The sequence below is a fragment of the Micromonospora sp. NPDC126480 genome, from assembly GCF_040302465.1.
Classification (GTDB): domain Bacteria; phylum Actinomycetota; class Actinomycetes; order Mycobacteriales; family Micromonosporaceae; genus Micromonospora.
The window spans coordinates 264656-278800 of sequence record NZ_JBEORU010000001.1; the positions used below are offsets into that span (position 1 = coordinate 264656).

A 14145-nucleotide genomic window follows, 5' to 3' on the forward strand; every position below is an offset into this window, starting at 1 on the left:
GCCGGACGGATCGAAGACGTATATGCGCTAACCCTGCCGCCCGGTCCTCGGCGACCTCGGGGCCACCGGAACCGGCATCATGGACGCGGTCGCCGGTTTGGCTGCTGTGGCCGCTGGTTCTGGCTGGCTCGTTGGCGTGCCGCGTCCCTCGCCGTGAGTTGGATTCGGGACAGTTTGCGGCACCACTCGGTTGCTATGGTCGCTGGCATGGCTACGGGGAGCAACAAGAGCGGGCGAAAGCCTCGTAGGGCTATGTCCCCTGAGGAGCGGGCACAGGCAGCACGCGACATCCGGGGCGCGGTCTCCGATTTCCAGGACACCGCCTACGCCAACCTCCGCAAGGCCATCGCTAACGTGGCGATCTTCTTTGGCTTCGTCGGGGTCTTCGCGATGGTTGTCGGCGCGGCGGACGGGCTCCGTCAGATTCCGATGGTTGTCCTCGTTCTCGCCGGACTGGTCGGAGTCGCCTACTACCCGGTACGGCAGCGCGGGAAGTTGGCCGTCCGGCTGCTCATGGCGTCAAGTGCGCTCGTGGTGATAGGGCTGGCCGGGCTCGTCGTCGTGGCGACGGTGCTGGAGAAGTGAGCTTCTTCGTCGAGCCGGCCGCCTTGGTCAACTACGCGCGGCAACTGGACCGTGCCAGCGACGATGCCTCTGCGATCGCGGGCTACGTCGGCACGTATGCCAAGGAAGCTACCGGCGGAGAGCTAATCGCCATCGCGGCTGAAGGGCACCGGCACGCCGTCACCGTCATCTCCGACACCTTGCGACGGCTCACGACCCTGCTCGACGCGTCCGGGCCGGAACTCGCCGCCGCCGCCGCCTACTACCGGCAAACGGACCTCGCGGCCGCGGCAAGCCTGGATCGCACCCTGCTGGGCGCCGCCCCGTGCCAGCCGTCGACGGCAGTGGAACAGGAGCTGGCTGCGATCGCCTGTCCGCCGCCGTCCTTCACCGACACGCGAGATGCCACCGGTCATCTCACCCCGCCGCCGGAACCGGACGCCCCGCCGAACGCCCTGGCCTGGATGGACTACCTCAGCCCCACCTCGTGGGCCATGAAGGGCTTCGACATCGTCTTCGGCTTCGACCCCATCTCCTGGCTCCAGGAGCGCATGTTCGGCAACTGGGAAACCCTCGCCACCATGCAACCCGTCCTCGCCAACACCGGCTTCGCGTTGCACGACCTGGCCCTCAATACCCAGAGCGGAGCGGGCAGCCTGCGCCAGATGTGGCAGGGCCAGGCGGGAGAAGCCGCCTACAGCTACTTCACGCAGCTCGCCAACGGGGCGGCCGGGCTGCGCGGACCGCTCAACGACATCGGCCACGAGTACAAGGTGATGGCCGACTCCGTCTGGTCCATCAATGAAGCCCTCGGCGGCGTCATCAAAGGACTCGTCGACGCCGCCATCATCGCCGGCATCGCCGCCGCAGCAGGCACCGCCACCTCCGCGACCGGCATCGGCGCTGTCGTCGGCTATGGCGTCGCCGCCGGCGAGATCGCCTACATGCTCAAGCTGTGGGCTCAGGCCACCCAGCTCTACCAACACGCCACCGCCGCCGTCCTCGCGTTCCGCTCCGCGCTCGCGCACCGAATTGGCGACCTCGAATCCGTCAAACTGCCCGCGATGCCTGGCAACAGCGGATACAACCACCCCCTGGCATCGACCGGAGCCGCACGATGAGCGACCTCGCCGACATTGCCGGCAACGATCCCCGCCGACTACGCGCACTGGGCGACTGCCTCAACCAGCTCGCCGACAGTCCGCAACGCGAACTCCGTGAACTGGCACACGCCGTCCTCAACGGCGAGATCACACTACGGACAGCCGCACTCAGCAGCGTCTACGCAACCGCCCTTAGCGACGCCTTCGACAGGTTCTGGACGCACTACAGCGAATTGACCCTAGACGAGCGCAGCGAACTCGAAGCCTCGGCCTACAGCGACCTTCCAACCTTCAGCTGAGACAACGCCGACGTGGTCCAGGCCCGACCACGTGGCCGCGCGAGGCCGGACCGGCAGCTGGCCACATTTGCGAGCGCATCAGGCGCGTAGCCTCGGCGGCTGGCGTTCGCACCAGGACGTCAAGGATCTCCTAGTCGTCGGGGAGGAGCTCGCGAACCCCGACGAACCTGATGTCCATCCTAGGCGCCGCCGGTGAGCCGATCACGCCGCGATGGCGCCAGCATTACCGGCGGCTCGTCCACCGGGGCCTGGAACGTCCACCATTCAGGCGGGTCTCGACCGCTCTTCACCGCGAGCCCACTCAGGGGTCATCGCTCAAGGGTTTTCCCCGCGCTCGTCCTAACGAGCGCGCGGACCTGGCGCAAAAGCATCGACAGGTGGGCCAAATCCTCGCCGTGCTCGCCCGGGTCGTGCGCGTAGTCCCGGACCCGGGCGATCGCTGCGGAATTGGACTGTTCCCACCGCATTACCCGCTCCGCGACGTCACCCTGGCCTATCTGAGCCTCGGACACCATCTCGTCAGTCAATGCGGTGAGGGCGTCATAGAGGCCGTACCGCAACGCCGCACGGGACATACTGTCCCAGGGATCGGCCTGCGGTAGCGCCGCTACCCGAATGAGCAAGTTGTCCAGGTCGATCCGGTCTGCAAGCAGGAAATATGAACGGGCTACCTCTGCGACATCCGCCTTCAGCCCGAGTGCGAGGCCCACGATGTCCACCGCGCTGTACCCGTCATCCAGTGCGGCGAGACGATGTGCCAGGAAAGCTGGCAGCTCGAGTTCGATAAGCCTCTCCACCTCCTTCTGGCGGCGTGCCCTCCTCGGTTCGCTCGATACCGCGTCGAGCGAGACAAGCAGATCGCGGACCGGGGCACGGAGCTTGTGCACCTCGGCCGAGACGTCGATCGGCGAGTGGCGGTTGACGAGCAGCCATCGGGCAACCCGCTGCAGCAGCCGGCTTGTGCGGACGTGGACTGCCTGCTGGAGGTCTCGGTCGGTGATCTCTTCAGCCTCGTCGGCCTGCCCCCAGAGACTCGACAGGTCGTAAATTTCACGCGCCGCAACGTATGCGCGAACAATATCCTCCACGCGGCTGCTCGTTTCCAGCCGTAGGCGCTGGATGAACGACAGACCGCCCCTGTCCACCACCTCGCGGGCGACCTCGGTAGCGACGATTTCACGGCGCAACGGGTGGCTCAATATCTCCGTGCTGCTTTCTAGTGCAGGGCGCGGGAAGTACTCGGCTAGGATGGCCGTAGCCCACGCTTCTTGTGTGAACTGGCCCGTAGCGAGGTCGGCCCGTAACCCGGTCAAAACAGCCGCCCGCAACCCTGCCAGCTCCGGTGAGCATAGCCCCTCACCGTGTGCCGACCGCCGGTCCAGGTCGCCGTCATCGGGCAGTCCGATCTCGGCAGGGGCAAGACCTGCGGACGCCTCCAGCTCCGCGATCATCCTGCGGTGTGTGGGAAGCAGCCAGGCACTCTGGGCCGCTTCGTCGCTGATGGCCCGCACTTGGTCTCTGCAGGCGCGCAATGCCCGCTGGATGAGATCGTCAGCGCAGTCGGCAAGCAGCCTTTGGCCTGCGGCTGCCTCAAGCCGTCCGGTGCTGACGGCGGCGTCCACCAGGATCCGGGTGTTGCGTCGAAGATCGTCATGGATGAGCGGGGCGGAGGTGTCGACGTACAGGGTCCACACCCTGTCCCCGTTCCTCGCATACTCCGTGCGGGCCTGCGGCGTGAGTCCGCCGCCGCCCTCGCAAACCACCCGACACCGCAGGTCACGCGCATCCGCCCGCGCCGGGACGCGGGTTTTGTCATCTACATCCTCGTCGCGTTGGGTGGATGCCTTTACCCAGGTCCCCGGCTCCGCGATCCATAGCAGATCGACCGCGGCGACAAGGATAGCCTTCACCAGCTCCTGCGGGGGAAGCTGATCGGCGTCGTTCTCTAACCCAATCGCCTCCCGGACCTGAGGGCTTACCGGGATCACATCGGCGCTCCGCAAGTAGATGCCGCCTCCGCGCGAGATCCGGTCGGCACGGTAGTCGGCCCAGGTGCACTTTGGCAGCTCAGCTAAGCGTCGCCGCTCAGCGGCGGCGACAACGGGGTCCGGGTCGGGGTCCAGAAAAATGTGGTCACCGTCAAATGCGGCCAACAACCGAAGCGGCCCGAGCAGAGGCGGTCCATGCCGCAGGACGTCGTTGTGGGCGCTGCCGACGACCACCACTGAGCAGTTCTTCGACGGGGCGTCAAGCCCGATGATCCGGAAGTGCCGCTTGACGGACTCCCAGGCGCCCCGGGCGGTAATGCCCATCTTCTTGTAGCCGTAGCTGGCGGAGCCGCCGGAGGCGAACGCGTCGCCCAGCCAGAAGTTGTGCGCGGCGGAGATCTCGTTGGCGATCTCAGAGAAGGTGGCGGTGCCCTTGTCGGTGGCCACCGCCAGGTAGGGGTCGTCGGCGTCATGCCGGACCACGTCGTCCGGCGGGACGATCTCGCCGGAGACGATGTTGTCGGTGACGTCCAGCAGCGCCGAGACGAACTGCTTGTAGCAGGCGATCGCCTCGTCTCGGTCGCCCGGCTTCTGCTTGAGCACGAAGCCGCCCTTGGCGCCCGCGGGCACAATGACGGCGTTCTTCACCATCTGCGCCTTGACCAGGCCGAGCACCTCGGTGCGGAAGTCCTCCCGCCGGTCGGACCAGCGCAACCCGCCCCAGGCCACCGGCCCGAACCGCAGGTGCACACCCTCGAACCTCGGCGAGTACACGAAGATCTCGAACTTCGGCCGGGGCGCCGGCAGGTCGGGGATCGCCTGCGGGTCCAGTTTGAACGCCACGTACGACTTGTGCAGGCCGCCCACCGGCCACTGGTAGAAGCTCGTCCGCAGCGTGGCCTGCATCAGCGTCAGGTACGACCGCAGGATCCGGTCCTGGTCGAGGCTCGTCACGCCGTCCAGCGCCTCACCGATCGCGGCTACCAGTCGCCCGCCGCGCTGTCGGCGCTCGTCCAGACTCGCCGTCCCGGGGGCGAACCGGGCCTCGAAGAGCTCCACCAGCAGCCGCGCGACCCGTGGGTACGCGATGAAGGTCGCCTCCATGTACTCCTGCGAGAAGACCGTGCCGGCCTGCCGCAGGTACTTCGCGTACGCCCGCAGCACCACCACCTGCCGCCAGGTGAGGCCTGCCCGCAGCACCAGCTCGTTGAAGCCGTCAACCTCGGCCGCGCCCCGCCACGCCGCCGCAAACGCGTTCTCCACGTGCGGGCGCACCTCGGCCAGCTCCTGGTGCCCGTTAGGCAGGAGCAGGCCAAACTCATAGAGGAAGACTCGGCCGTCCACCCGGTCCACCTGATATGCGTGCTCGTATACCACCCGGACGCCGAGCGAGTGCAGCACCGGCAGCACGGCGGAGAGCATCATCGGCTCGCCGTACCGGTAGACCTTGAACCGGACGTCCATTGCCACGGCGATGGCCGCCTCGCCTGGTCGATCACCGAAGCGGTGGGACAGGTACATCTCGAGCTGGCCGGGCTCCTCCAGCAGCTCCAGCTTCGCCAGGTCCTTCATCGCCTCGTACGGCGTGTGGGTGTCCTTATAGCCCTCCGAGAACACGTCCGCGTACCGGGCGAACAGGTGCTTGGCCTGCTCGTCGCCGAGCTTGCGCTCCAGCACCAGCCGGTAGTCGTCGTCCCAGAGGCGGGTGGCGTCGGCCAGCTCCTCGGCGAGCAGGTCCGCGTCGATGTCACCCGGCGGCTTGGTCGGGTCGGTCCGGACGATGAAGTGCACCCGGGCGAGCACCGACTCGGTGACCCGGGTCGTGTAGTCCACCCCGATGCCGTTCAGCTCCCGTAGCAGGATGTCCTGCATGCGGAGCCGGTTCTGGGTGGTGAACCGGTCCCGCGGCAGGTAGATCAGGCAGGAGATGAACCGCCCGTACGCGTCCCGCCGCAGGAACACCCGCAGCTGGCGGCGGCCGGCCATCCGCAGCACGCCGATCACCGCGTGGTACAGGTCGTCGGTGTTGATCTGGAACAGCTCGTCGCGCGGGTAGGTCTCCAGGATCTGGAGCAGGTCCTTGCCGGAGTGGCTGCGCGGGCTCAGGCCCGACCGTTCGAGCACCTCCGCCACCTTGCGCCGCACGACCGGCAGTTCCCGCACGCTGGTGCGGTACGCGGCGGTGGAGAACAGGCCCAGGAAGCGCCGCTCCCCGACCACCTCGCCGGCCTCGTTGAACATCTTGAAGCCGATGTAGTCCAGGTACGCCGAGCGGTGCACGGTGGCCCGGGAGTTGGCCTTGGTGATGATTAACAGGCGCTTCTCCAGCACCTTTTCGCGCGCCTCGGGGGTCATCGAGTTCAGCGACCGGGCCTCCCGTGAACCGGACCGGAGGATACCCAACCCGGTGCTCAGGACCGCCTCCAGCGCTTGGCCGCCGTCCGCGCGATCCGGCTCGACCAACCGGTACTCCCGGTAGCCGAGGAAGGTGAAGTGGTCGTGGGCGAGCCAGCGCAGCAGCTCCACCGAGTCGGTGATGTCCTTCTCCGGCACCGGCGGCCGGTTGTCGCTGGTCCGGGCGGCGGCCAGATCGTCGGCGAAGGCGAGCGCACGCTGGCGCATCTTCGGCCAGTCCTCGACCGCCTCCCGCACGTCGGTCAGCACCCGCTGCAGCTCCCGGCGCAGCTTGTCCCGCTCCGCCGGATCCCGGACCGGGTCGATCTCGACCCGCATCCAACTCTCGACCAGGTCACCGCCGACGGCGTCGTCCGGCTCCACGTCCGCGGCCACCTCGACCAGCCGGCCCAACGGCTCCCGCCGGACCACCACGAGCGGGTGCACCAGGAGGTGCACGTCCAGGTGGTGCGAGTTGAGCAGGGCGGTCACCGAGTCCACCAGGAACGGCATGTCGTCGGTGACGATCTCGACGACCGTGTGGTGCTGGTCGGCATCCGGGTCGTGGATGCGCAACTTCAGCTCGCCCGGTACCCGCTGGTCGGCCAGGTCCCGGTGGGCACGGGCCGCGTCGAGCATCTCCTCGGCGGTGAAGCCGATCAGCTCCTCGTCCGGCGCGAACCGCCAGAAGCGGCCGACCAGCGTCGCCACGTCGTGATCGTCGCCGGCGAGCGCGACCGCCTGGGCCACCAGGCGCTCCGCGCTGGGTACCGGTTCGTCGAGTTCCGAGTCCTCCACGTCGTCGGCCAGCGCCTCTGCCGGCAGACCCAGGTCATAGAGGGTGCCGATACTGGGACTGTTCATATCGCCCGCTACCGTGTCGATAGCGCTCGCCCCGGCATCCTCGATCAGCTCGAAAACGACCTCCGGCTGCCGGGGTCTACGTTCGGGTGTGTCATGCATCCGATACCTGCCCTGCCTCCATGCGTACCGACAAATCGAGCAAAGCGGAGGATTCCTCCATGAAGCCCCGCTCGCGGTGCCGGTTGCCAACCGCACGCAGTAGCACCATCAGTTCCTGTGACGAGTCCGCCCTGCCACCGGTTGCCCTCCGATAGATGCGCATGGCGTTGGTGGCCGCCGACTCCGCTTCGCGGTGCCGGTTCAACGCAGCAAGGTAAACACTCCGATTTGCAAGCAGCATTGCCAGACCGACGGCCCCGCTACCATATCGGGGAGGACGACGCCCCCGGTGTAGAGAGATGGCCTCATCGACGACGACGAGGGCATCTGCGTAACGGCCAAGATCGGCGAAGAAGTTTGCGCGATTCCCCAACGACTGAATGAGCCGCAGTACGTCTACCACATCGTCGTCCGGCGCGAGTGATCGGCGGATGTCCACAGCCTCGGTAGCGCGTTCTAGTGCCAGATCGGGCCGATTCAGATCGCCGTACCGCAGTGCAAGGTTATTCAGAGCCGTGGCTAGCTCTCCTCGCCAAACGGCTGGGTTCACCCCGACCAGTCGACGATAAAGTTCGACGGATTCGGCGCTAGCGGCCGCAGCCTCCTCGTACCGTTCCATCGCTGCTAGTCGGATGCTTAACCAGTTGAGTGAATTCGCGTGGTCCGGCAGCCATACCGCCGGGCTTTCCTCGGCGCTCGCTTGGGCAAGTCGCTCGGCCTCGACGGAGATCGTCAGGGCCTCCGCAGGAAGTCGCAGTTGGGCCAGCAAATCTCCGAGGGAGTTCAGGGCGGAGATGAGCTCTCCTTTCCAGCGCGACGAACTGGCCGAGAGTTGGCAGTAAAGCAGAGTCACTTCCTCAATTGCGGCAAGAGCGTCGCGGCGCATGCCTAACGATGCCTGCTGTACGCCGAGGTTGTGAAGTGTCGTGACGAGAAGTGGAACCCAACTGGCTGGGTCGTCGGCGCTCAACGTCCGGTAGATAGCGACAGCTCGTTCGGCGGCGCGTACCGCCTGCTCGACTGCACCTGTCGACGACAGCAGTCGAGCCTGCGTGTCCAGGGCCGCGGCCTTGGCGGCGAGCAGTCGTACCTCGGGCACGCCCGCCGTCTCCTCACATATCCGTAACGACCGGTCAGCCTCGGCCCACGCCTCCGCAAACCTGCCCACGGCGGCGAGTCGAAGCGCGAGATTGTTCAGGACAATTGCCAGATCAAAGCGGACCACATCTGCGTCGCCCGCCTCGCCGTCGCTGAGGCGCAGCTTCAGCCGTGTCGCCCGCTCCTGCTCCACCGTCACGGCTAGGTCAAGCAGGCCGGTGTGGAACGGCGGAAGCCGTTTAGCGGTGCGGTCCAGCACGGATAGTTCGGCGGTACGGGCTGCATTCGCCGCGAGATCCGATAGTTCGGACGCATGACCGATCGATTCGGCGACCACGACCGCGGCGGGAAGGGATGCTTCGGGCTGTTGCTCAAGGAAGTGCCGAACTACCTCTGTCACCCCAGGAATTGATGACGGGTCGGCCGACGTGCGGTCACTGAAACCGGCGACTCGCGCGAGAACGGTCAGGGCGTGGATGGCGGTCTCCACGGAGGCGCCGTCGAGGAGTTCGACGAATTCCCGGCCAGCTGTGTCCAGATCGTCAGCCGACTTAATGATGTCGGCGACCAACGCCTCGCCGAGGCGGTCGGGAACAATTGCTCGCCAATAGTGTATCCCGTCGTCCGCCGGATAGAGCTCCCCAAGCAGCCGAGTCAGTGTTCTCGTAGATGAGGACAGGCTGTCCCCTACAACCCGCTTAACGACGCCGTGTGCCTCATCGAACGTACTCGCAGGATGCAGTGTGGGTGCGGCCAGCAGACGATCGAGCAGGGGGTCAGCGGGAGAGAGGTCGACCCGCTCTTGAAGTAGTGCCAGAAGCCAGTAATGGCGTTCATGAGAAAGCACAGCCTCAAGCGGGGCTCTCTGGCCCGGCGTGTCCACCCCAACGCGTTCATCCAGGACGTGCGCCAGAGCAGCGGCGTGCAGGTCGAGGATCCGAGGATGGGGGAGATCGGGGGGAGCAGGCACCCTCTCGTCCTTACGGTCCCCAAGCAGCCCTCGTCTAAACTGAGTATAGGCCTCACGGAACACGCGGCCAGCATTGCTCACGTCGACAGTGGTAAGCGAGAAGGGTTCCCGGTTCATCATGTTGTAGGCGGTTGCCCCCACCGGAAAGCGGTCCCACCATCGCCCAGGGGAGCGTGCGAGCAACAGCACGCGTACCAGTCCGGAACGCAGCGTTGCGAGCGCGGTCAGCAGGTCTCTCAGCCGGTCTATACCGGTTTCGGCGTAGTCGACAGCCGCGAAGATGTGCATCCCGTCCTCGGCCGCATCCCGCAGATGCCGCACAAACCGTTCAAGTTCGTCCTTGGTCGATACGATGCCAGCCGCCCAGCCATCGCTCTCCAACGCGGCGACAAGTTGGATCGCGAAGCGCGTCTTGCCGGTCCCCCCAGGCGCGTACAGCAGCCGAACGGGAGGAGATTCCGCGACGTCGTCGGTGCACCAGTGCAGCATCTCCTCGAACTGAACCGGGGGATCGAAGTCGACGGCGAGGTTACGTGGGTCCAGCCACCATGAGGGCAGCGGATTGGTGGGGCGCGTCGGAGCCTTTAGCGCTGCGCCACCAAACAGGGCTTTTCGATGTCGCCGCCTCGCTGCGGTTTCGGCTGGGTCGTCAGTAGCGCTGTGCGGATCGATCGGATTGCCGGTATCCGCCAGCAGGTTTAGGCCTGAGACGCCATCCGTGTCGAGAGTTGCCAGCGCGTCAGGCAGCAGCGGCCGGGCGCTGAGATAGCCCGGAAGTGATTGTTGTGGCTGCGATACTTGCACCGCAACCACCGCGTCTTCGCAGATAACAGCCGCCCCGGACATCCCCTGCCAGTAGCTGCCGTCGTCCAGCGACGGGTATCTCTCGTCGGGCCGAAGCCGGAGCAGCCCAGTTTTCGAGCCGGCCAACTCGGCGGGCCGGATCTCCCCGTGGACTTGTATCGGATCCCGGCGGGCGGCCGCTGTCCCTTCGGGGATGTCGCCAGCGCGGGGCCAGCCGTACATCATGAAGTCGACGCGAGCGGCGATGGTGTGCGAGGGAAGGACCCGAATCGGCACTAGGGGCTCTGGTAGCAATGTCGGATCGACCAGCCGCAGCAGCGCCAGGTCGACGATGCGACTCACCCACGCTGGGGACGCGGGTAGCCGGCGACCGGTCGTGTCGCGTAGGACCAGGTCGTAGGTCGCCCTGTTCGCTGGCAGGATGTGCGCACATGTGAGCACGAGACCACTGCCGATGCCGTATCCCGACCCGTATCCCGGTTTAATGCCCCGCACCTTAGGGACGGCGAGTACCTCCACCGCACGTAGATGGTCGAACATTGCAACCTCTAGTCCGGCAGTCGGTGCTCTCCAGTGAGAACCGGACGTCCGTCGGCGCGCGTAGGTGTGAGCGGCACGGTGATCCGGTGGGTGTGGCTGCCGGTGCGGGTGTGTTCCCCTCCCGCCTCGACGACCCAGAACTTCAGCCCACCGCGCCCACCCGACGTACGTTCAACAGCGATTTCAAACTCGACGCTCATCTCGCCGACCCTGAAACGCAGGTCCTCCGCGCCCGCCGCCTCGATGGCCGTCGTCAGTTCCTCGCGCAGGGCAGTGATAGCGTCCGCCAAGCCAATCTTCTGCACGGCTCCTCCGATGTTTCGCGCGGTCGACCAACTTGAGGGGGCAGCAGAGGGCCACCAGGTGCTCGTTGTGCTGCGGGTTCGTGGAAGATCCAGGGATTGCCACCTTAATGCGAGTACGGTGCTTCGCAGGTGGGCAGTCGGGTAGCCGACAAATTGACCTTTGGAAGATGCTACTCACCGCGCTGCAGTCACTCGCCGAAGCGGAAGGACTGATCACCGGAGACGTGTCCGTGGACTCGACCAGCGGTCGTGCACTAATGGCGGTCACTCCCGGCTCGGCCCTACTCGGTGTTTGTACGCCACGGCCCCCTCGTCGAGGCGCCGCCAGCCCGTTGTCCGGGAGGGTCAGTCGAGAAAACTAGCTGGTGAGCCATCGTCATCGAGACCAACCGCCCCAGGGCTTCCGCGCTAGCCGGGCTGCCGGCCTGCCCTCCGCAGCCGGGCCAGAATCTGCCGCGCGCCGGTGTCGCCTCGGTCGGCCGCCTGGATGGCGAGGGCTTCCGCACCGGGCGGGTCGCCGGCCTGCTCCCGCAGCAGGGCCAACGCCCGCAGCGCGCCGTTTTCGCCTCGGTCGGCCGCCTGGATGGCGAGGGCTTCCGCACCGGCCGGGTCGCCGGCCTGCTCCCGCTGCAACGCCAACGCCCCCAGCGCGAGGGTGTCGCCTCGGTCGGCCGCCTCGCGCAACAGTGCTTCGACGGCGCTAGCCGGGTCGCCGGCCCGCTCCCGCAGCAACGCCAACTCCCGCAGCGCGAGGGTGTCGCCTCGGTCGGCCGCCTCGCGCAACAGTGTGTCGGCGCTAGCCGGGTCGCCGGCCCGCTCCCGCAGCAACGCCAACTCCCGCAGCGCGAGGGTGTCGCCTCGGTCGGCTGCCTCGCGCAGCAGTGCGTCGGCGCCAGCTGGGTTGCCGGCCTGCTCCCGCAGCCGGGCCAGAATCCGCAGCGCGCCGGTGTCGCCTCGGTCGGCCGCCTGGATGGCGAGGGCTTCCGCGCCGGCCGGGTCGCCGGCCTGCTCCCGCAGCAACGCCAGTTCCCGCAGCGCAGGGGTGTCGCCTCGGTCGGCTGCCTCGCGCAGCAGTGCGTCGGCGCTAGCCGGGTTGCCGGCCTGCTCCCGCAGCCGGGCCAGAATCCGCAGCGCGCCGGTGTCGCCTCGGTCGGCCGCCTGGATGGCGAGGGCTTCCGCGCCGGCCGGGTCGCCGGCCCGCTCCCGCAGCAACGCCAACGCCCGCAGCGCTAGGGTGCTGCCGTGGTCGGCCGCGACCTGATAAAGGGAGGCGGCGCGACCGTAGCGGCCCCGTCGCTTCACCTCGGTAGCGAGGGTTTCCAGAGTTCCTGGGTCCGCGATAGTGGCGGCGATCGCGTCCCAGAAGCCAGCTGGTGGGAAAACGCCGGCGCGTTCGATGCGGCCGATCTGGTCAAGATAGTCGGCCAGGTGGTAGGCCGGCTGCCCATCCGCGGGTGGTGGATCGCCGGGACGGGGCTTGATGCGTGTCACCGGTCCGCGGGCACCCTTGCACGGCTTGGCGGTATAGGCCAAGGCCTGCTCCAGCCAGTCCTCACCGGTCTGCTCCCACTCGTGGTCGGTGAGGTAGCCGGGTGCGGCCTGGGCCAGCAGAGCATGTGGAATCGCGATGAGTTGGCCGAGGCGGCGGGCGTCGATCGCCACCTCGATGACCGCCCGCGCGGCCGGCGGCGCGTTGCGGTAGCGCCGCAACAGTTCTGGCACACCCGCCAGATACTGCGCGACTCGGTTGGCCTCGGCATTCTCGATTGCCTGGTGCAGCCGAGGATCACCACTGGCCCTCGCCACATCACGCAGGTCCGCGTCGCTGGTGAACGCCTCCGGCACCCGAACCTCGGTACCGTCCAGCAGCACGCGCGCCTGCGCGTACGGGTCCGGCTGGCCTGCTGGGGGGCGGCTGGTGAGGATGTCCCAGTACTCCTGCCACAGCGTGGCCAGGACCAGCACCGGCCCCCGGTCCGGGTCCTCCAACAAGGTGCGTAGTCCGGCGGCGATCTTCTCACCCAACGCGGGGTTGGCGGTGACGAGGAGGTAGTGCTGGGCCTCGTTGAGCCACACCACCGTGAACGATCCGACCTCACCGATCTCCTTAGCGGCGGCATCCGGCCGGGACGGGTCTTTCGGATGCCACACCCGCCACCGGCGGTCGGCCTCGGCCAGCGGCTGGATCGCCTCCCAACACGCTCGGGTCTTCCCCGTCGACGACCCGCCCACCAGCGTCACCAACAGGCTCCCCCCAGCAGCCACCTCGTCGACGACCTGGCGGATCTGGGCATCGTGCGCCCGTGGCACATACGCCGGTAACGGCGGCAGCGGCGCACCGTGATGCGGCACGTCAATTGCCTGGTGCACCTCCAACCCGCGGACCGGATCGCACTCACTGATCGGCTTACCCAACCGCGGCGTCGGCGCCGGCGGGGGCGGTGGAGGCGTTCCTTTCGCAGCCACCCACAGCTCCCGGACACGGTCGGTCACCACGGCGACCTCGCGGTCCCGGCCGGCCAGGCGAGCAAGAGCCGCCGCCACGCTCACTACGTCTTCCTGCTTCGCCGCCACCTTCTTTCCGGCGATGATGTCGCCGATCACGTCCGACCCTGGAGCGCCCGGCAGATCCTCATCCGCCGCGATCCGGTCAGCGATCTCCTTCAACGTGATCGGGCACGCCCGCAGATACAGGTCGTGGACCATGTCGCGCAGCTCGCGGGCCGGCCCCGCCGGCAGGTCAACCCTCGCGACCTGCCGCGGTCTCCGCTTCCGGCGTATCTCGTCGGCACTCATCGCCGCCCAGCATCCCGCATCCGGTCCAGACCGTGCATTCGTCGGCACTCACCGCAACTGAAGTGGATCTCCCGGGACTGCCCTCACCTTGGGAGGAACAACCGGCGCCGGCCCACCAGACGTTCCGGGATCGAGGAGCATCCGATGCCAATGCAGCAGCGCAACCCCGACGACAAGCCGCGCAACAACCTCACCGCCGCCCTCATCGGCGGCGTGATCTCTGGCGTCGTTCGGGCCGTCACCGATCGACTCATCCAACTCATCGATAGCGCCGGCAACTGACCGCCACAGGTTGCTACTCCGAGGCCGCCCAAGACAACG

At 67.3% G+C, this 14145-nt stretch carries 8 protein-coding genes; 4 read left to right on the forward strand and 4 right to left on the reverse strand.

Annotated features, from left to right (window positions below; all coding sequences use genetic code 11):
- The first annotated feature begins 252 nt into the window (after positions 1-252).
- Genes ABTW87_RS01270 through ABTW87_RS01280 form a run of 3 tightly spaced genes read left to right on the forward strand, consistent with a single transcriptional unit; the run spans position 253 to position 1966 of the window.
- A complete protein-coding gene (locus ABTW87_RS01270; RefSeq protein WP_350647355.1) occupies positions 253-585 on the forward strand; it encodes a hypothetical protein in 333 nt (110 codons plus the stop codon).
- Positions 582-1685: a hypothetical protein gene (locus ABTW87_RS01275; protein ID WP_350647356.1), complete on the forward strand. Its 1104-nt coding sequence runs from the start codon at positions 582-584 to the stop codon at positions 1683-1685. Before ABTW87_RS01270 ends, ABTW87_RS01275 begins: the two co-directional genes overlap by 4 nt.
- A complete protein-coding gene (locus ABTW87_RS01280) occupies positions 1682-1966 on the forward strand; it encodes a hypothetical protein (RefSeq protein WP_350647358.1) in 285 nt (94 codons plus the stop codon). The genes ABTW87_RS01275 and ABTW87_RS01280 overlap by 4 nt, the downstream gene beginning before the upstream one ends.
- A 308-nt stretch (positions 1967-2274) precedes the next feature.
- On the opposite strand, the gene ABTW87_RS01285 is transcribed toward ABTW87_RS01280, so the two are convergent.
- The 4 genes from ABTW87_RS01285 to ABTW87_RS01300 form a co-directional block, all read right to left on the reverse strand.
- Positions 2275-7212 carry an NAD-glutamate dehydrogenase gene (locus ABTW87_RS01285; RefSeq protein ID WP_350647360.1) on the reverse strand — a complete coding sequence of 1646 codons (4938 nt, stop codon included), beginning with the start codon at positions 7210-7212 and terminating at the stop codon, positions 2275-2277.
- 91 nt (positions 7213-7303) lie between these two features.
- A complete protein-coding gene (locus ABTW87_RS01290) occupies positions 7304-10525 on the reverse strand; it encodes a tetratricopeptide repeat protein (RefSeq protein WP_350647362.1) in 3222 nt (1073 codons plus the stop codon).
- 206 nt (positions 10526-10731) lie between these two features.
- A complete protein-coding gene (locus ABTW87_RS01295) occupies positions 10732-11028 on the reverse strand; it encodes a trypco2 family protein (RefSeq protein ID WP_350647364.1) in 297 nt (98 codons plus the stop codon).
- A 408-nt stretch (positions 11029-11436) separates the two neighbouring features.
- Entirely contained in the window at positions 11437-13824 is a 2388-nt protein-coding gene (locus ABTW87_RS01300; protein ID WP_350647365.1) for a tetratricopeptide repeat protein, read from the reverse strand.
- 144 nt (positions 13825-13968) lie between these two features.
- Here ABTW87_RS01300 and ABTW87_RS01305 point away from each other — a divergent pair, with 144 nt between their 5' ends.
- Positions 13969-14106: a hypothetical protein gene (locus ABTW87_RS01305; protein WP_350647367.1), complete on the forward strand. Its 138-nt coding sequence runs from the start codon at positions 13969-13971 to the stop codon at positions 14104-14106.
- Positions 14107-14145 lie beyond the last annotated feature (39 nt).

Excerpts from the sequence above, each read along its gene's own strand:
- ABTW87_RS01280 (WP_350647358.1), top strand. The coding sequence starts at position 1,682 with ATGAGCGACCTCGCCGACATTGCCGGCAACGATCCCCGCCGACTACGC.
- ABTW87_RS01305 (WP_350647367.1), top strand. The coding sequence starts at position 13,969 with ATGCCAATGCAGCAGCGCAACCCCGACGACAAGCCGCGCAACAACCTC.
- ABTW87_RS01270 (WP_350647355.1), top strand. The coding sequence starts at position 253 with ATGTCCCCTGAGGAGCGGGCACAGGCAGCACGCGACATCCGGGGCGCG.
- ABTW87_RS01300 (WP_350647365.1), bottom strand. The coding sequence starts at position 13,824 with ATGAGTGCCGACGAGATACGCCGGAAGCGGAGACCGCGGCAGGTCGCG.
- ABTW87_RS01285 (WP_350647360.1), bottom strand. The coding sequence starts at position 7,212 with ATGAACAGTCCCAGTATCGGCACCCTCTATGACCTGGGTCTGCCGGCA.